Consider the following 4,060-nt stretch of genomic DNA (forward strand, 5'->3'; position numbering starts at 1 on the left):
GGGCGGCCCGCGAGGTCGCGGCGGCCGAGGTCCCGTCCCTGCTGTAGGCCCACTTTCCCGCGAACTGCCCTGCATACGTGGCCGGTTACGAGCCGATCACGATACGCCGGTCCCGCCCCCGGGTGCTCTTGCCCGTGTGGAGCGGCCCGGCGTACACCGGACCGCACGGGACAGAGTTCTTACGTTCAGCGCGCGTTCAACGAAGAACGAACGAACGGGGAAGTGATGCACAGCAAGAGCAGCACATTCCGGGCCCACAGGGCCGTCACCGCGGTCGCCGCCCTGCTCGCGGGAGCCCTCGCGCTCTCCGCCTGCTCCAGCAGTGACGACGACAAGGAGGGCACCGGGGAGAAGACCGGCGCGACCACGGGTTCCACCGTCACCCTGCCGAAGCTGGACGGCGCCAGACTGGAGGTGGCCGCCGTCTGGACCGGAGGCGAGCAGGCCAACTTCAAGAAGGTCCTCGCCGAGTTCGAGAAGCGCACCGGCGCGTCGGTCACCTTCGTGCCCGCGCAGGACCCGATCGTCAACTTCCTCGGATCGAAGATCGCGGGCGGCCAGCCGCCGGACGTCGCGCTGCTGCCGCAGCCCGGCGCCATCAGGCAGGCCGTGCAGAAGGGCTGGGCCAAGCCGCTCGGGCCGGAGGCCGTCAAGGAACTCGCCGAGAACTACTCCCAGGGTTGGCAGGACATCGGCAAGGTCGACGGCAAGCAGTACGGGGCCTACTACAAGGCCGCCAACAAGTCCCTGATCTGGTACAACACCCAGGCCTTCGAGAACGCGGGCGCGAAGGAGCCGAAGACCTGGCAGGAGCTGCTGACCGCCTCGCGGGCGGTGTACGACTCCGGGGTCACGCCGTTCTCGGTGGCCGGCGCGGACGGCTGGCCGCTGACCGACTGGTTCGAGAACGTCTATCTGTCCCAGGCGGGCCCGGAGAAGTACGACCAGCTCGCCCAGCACAAGATCAAGTGGACCGACCCCTCGGTGAAGCAGGCGCTGACCACCCTCGCCGAGCTGTGGGGGAAGAAGGACTACCTGGCGGGCGGCCAGAAGGGCGCGCTGCAGACGGAGTTCCCGCAGTCGGTCACCCAGACCTTCACCGGCGGCGACCAGCCGAAGTCGGCCATGGTCTACGAGGGCGACTTCGCGCAGGTGAACATCGGCGAGACCAAGGCGAAGGTGGGCACGGACGCCAAGGTGTTCCCCTTCCCGGCGGTCGGCGACAGCGCGCCGGTGGTCTCCGGCGGTGACGCGGCGGTGATCCTGAAGGACTCCAAGGCGGCACAGGCCCTGGTCACCTTCCTCGCCTCCCCGGACGCGGCCACCATCCAGGCCAGGCTGGGCGGTTACCTCTCCCCGAACAAGAACGTGCCGCTCGCGGCGTACCCGAACGCGGTGCAGCGGAAGATCGCCAAGGCGCTGATCGCGGCCGGCGACGACTTCCGCTTCGACATGTCCGACCAGGCCCCGCAGGCCTTCGGCGGCACGCCCGGCAAGGGCGAGTGGAAGGACCTCCAGGACTTCCTGAGGAACCCGAAGGACGTCGCGGGCGCCCAGGCGAAGCTGGAGCGGGACGCGGCGGCGGCGTACGGGAACGGGGGCTGATCCGGGCATGGCGTCGGCAGCGGCGGCCGGGGCCGCACCGGGCCCCGCCGCGCCCCGCGGTCGCAAGAGCGTGACCGGCACCCGCAAGGCCGTGGCAGCGCTGTTCCTGCTGCCCGCCCTGGTGCTGCTCGGCGCGCTCGTGGTCTACCCGATCGGGTACTCGATCGTCCGCAGTTTCTCCAACGCCTCCGGTGACGGCTTCGCCGGCTTCGACAACTACCGGACGCTGTTCACCGACGACGGCATCCGCACCGCGCTGAAGAACAACGTCGTCTGGGTGGTGTTCGCGCCGACGGTCGCCACCGCGCTCGGCCTGGTCTTCGCGGTGCTGACCGAACGGGTGCGCTGGGGGACGGCGTTCAAGCTGGTCGTCTTCATGCCGATGGCGATCTCGATGCTGGCCGCCGGGATCATCTTCCGGCTGGTGTACGACCAGGACCCGGACAAGGGGGTCGCCAACGCGGTCTGGGTGGGCGTGCACGACACGTTCGCGCGGTCGTCGGCGTTCCCCAAGGCGCACCCGGGCCGCGAGTCCCCGCTCGTGGCGGACGGCGGCGGCTTCGTCACCAAGGACACCGTGCGCGCCGGGCAGCCGGTCGCCCTGCCGCTGGTCGGCGTGGCCCCCGACCAGCTGCCCGACGGTGTGGAACGGGCCGTCGCCGCCGCGCCGGAGCCGGGCAAGGTCACCGGCACCACCTGGCAGGACTTCACCCGCGGCAAGGGCGTCGGCAGGCTCGGCGCCCCGGACCCGTCCGAGGTGGGGTACGCCGGGATGCTCGTCGAGGCGGTGAAGGACGGCAAGGTGGTGGCCTCCGCCAAGGCGTCCGGCGACGGCACGTTCACCCTGCCCGCCGCCGCGGACGGGGCCCGGCTGCGGCTGCCTGCGGACAACTTCCGGGAGCCGTACAACGGGGTCTCCTGGCTCGGCCCGGCGCTGGTCACCCCGGCGATCATCGGGGCGTACGTGTGGATGTGGGCGGGCTTCGCGATGGTGCTGATCGCGGCCGGTCTCGCGGGTGTGCCCCGGGAGCTGCTGGAGGCCGCGCGGGTGGACGGCGCCTCCGAGTGGCAGGTGTTCCGCAAGGTCACCGTGCCGCTGCTCGCGCCGGTGCTGGCGGTGGTCGTGGTCACGCTGATGATCAACGTGCTGAAGGTGTTCGACCTGGTGTTCATCATCGCGCCCGGCTCCTCCCAGGACGACGCGAACGTGCTGGCGCTGGAGCTGTACCGCAAGGGCTTCTCCGAGGGGCAGCCGGGCGTGGCGAGCGCCATCTCGGTGTTCCTGCTGCTGCTGGTGATCCCGGTGATGCTGTTCAACATCCGTCGGCTCAGGCGGGAGGTGCGGCGATGACGGCGACCGCCGAAGGCGTCCGGAAGACCGAGGCGGTCCGGGCGGTGCCCGCCCGGCGGCCCGCCGGTGCCCGGATCGTGGAGAAGCTGGGCGGCGGACTGGTCCGCGGGGCGCTGATCGTCGTGGGCCTGTTCTGGCTGGTGCCGACCATCGGCCTGCTGGTGTCCTCGCTGCGCTCGCCGCAGGACATGAGCGCGAGCGGCTGGTGGACGGTGTTCACCGAGCCGTCCCAGCTCACCGTGGACAGCTACCGCAAGCTGCTGGAGAACCCCGACATCACGAACTCGCTGCTGAACACCGTGCTGATCACGGTCCCGGCGACGGTTCTGGTCGTGGTGATCGGGGCGCTGGCCGGGTACGCGTTCGCGTGGATGGAGTTCCCGGGCCGGGACTGGTGGTTCCTGGGCGTGGTGAGCCTGCTGGTGGTGCCGGTGCAGGTGGCGCTGATCCCCATCGCCGAACTCTTCGGGAAGATCGGGCTGTTCGGGTCGATCCTCGGGGTGATCCTGTTCCACACCGGGTTCGGGCTGCCGTTCGCGGTGTTCCTGCTGCGGAACTTCTTCGCGGAGATCCCGCGCGAACTGCTGGAGGCGGCCCGCCTGGACGGCGCCGGTGAACTGCGGCTGTTCGCCCGGGTGGTGATGCCGCTGGGCGGTCCGGCGATCGCCAGCCTCGGCATCTTCCAGTTCCTGTGGGTGTGGAACGACATGCTGGTCGCGCTGGTGTTCACCAAGTCGGGCACCCAGCCGATCACGGTCGCCCTGCAGACACAGGTACGGCAGTTCGGCAACAACATCGACGTCCTGGCACCCGGCGCGTTCCTCTCCATGGTGATCCCGCTGGCCGTGTTCTTCGCGTTCCAGCGGCAGTTCGTGTCCGGCGTGATGGCGGGCGCGGTCAAGTAGCGGAATACCACGGGCACTTCGGGGGCGGGTCCGTCACGGGCCCGCCCCTCTCGCGTGCGGGCGGGTAGCCCGAATGCCGCACCCGCCGTAACCAATTCACTCCATCGGCCGTTCCCGGACCACCACGCCCGCGCCGAGCCACCCAGGGATGTCCCGTGCCCCGGTTCAGTGTCACCGCCCCCGCGCTCCCCGGGCGGAT

Annotated in this window: 3 protein-coding genes; all 3 read left to right on the forward strand. The window is 70.5% G+C overall.

The window, feature by feature from the left end; genetic code table 11:
• Positions 1 to 225 precede the first annotated feature (225 nt).
• Positions 226 to 1,605: an ABC transporter substrate-binding protein gene (locus H5J33_RS26180; protein ID WP_181797318.1), complete on the forward strand. Its 1,380-nt coding sequence runs from the start codon at positions 226 to 228 to the stop codon at positions 1,603 to 1,605.
• A 70-nt stretch (positions 1,606 to 1,675) separates the two neighbouring features.
• Entirely contained in the window at positions 1,676 to 2,956 is a 1,281-nt protein-coding gene (locus H5J33_RS26185) for a carbohydrate ABC transporter permease (protein WP_181797320.1), read from the forward strand.
• The gene (locus tag H5J33_RS26190) at positions 2,953 to 3,861 is read left to right on the forward strand and encodes a carbohydrate ABC transporter permease (RefSeq protein ID WP_181797319.1); all 909 of its coding nucleotides are present in this window, start codon (positions 2,953 to 2,955) and stop codon (positions 3,859 to 3,861) included. The genes H5J33_RS26185 and H5J33_RS26190 overlap by 4 nt, the downstream gene beginning before the upstream one ends.
• The last annotated feature ends 199 nt before the right edge of the window (positions 3,862 to 4,060 follow it).

The organism is Streptomyces sp. WELS2 (assembly GCF_013870595.1).
In the GTDB taxonomy this organism is placed as follows: Bacteria; Actinomycetota; Actinomycetes; order Streptomycetales; family Streptomycetaceae; genus Streptomyces.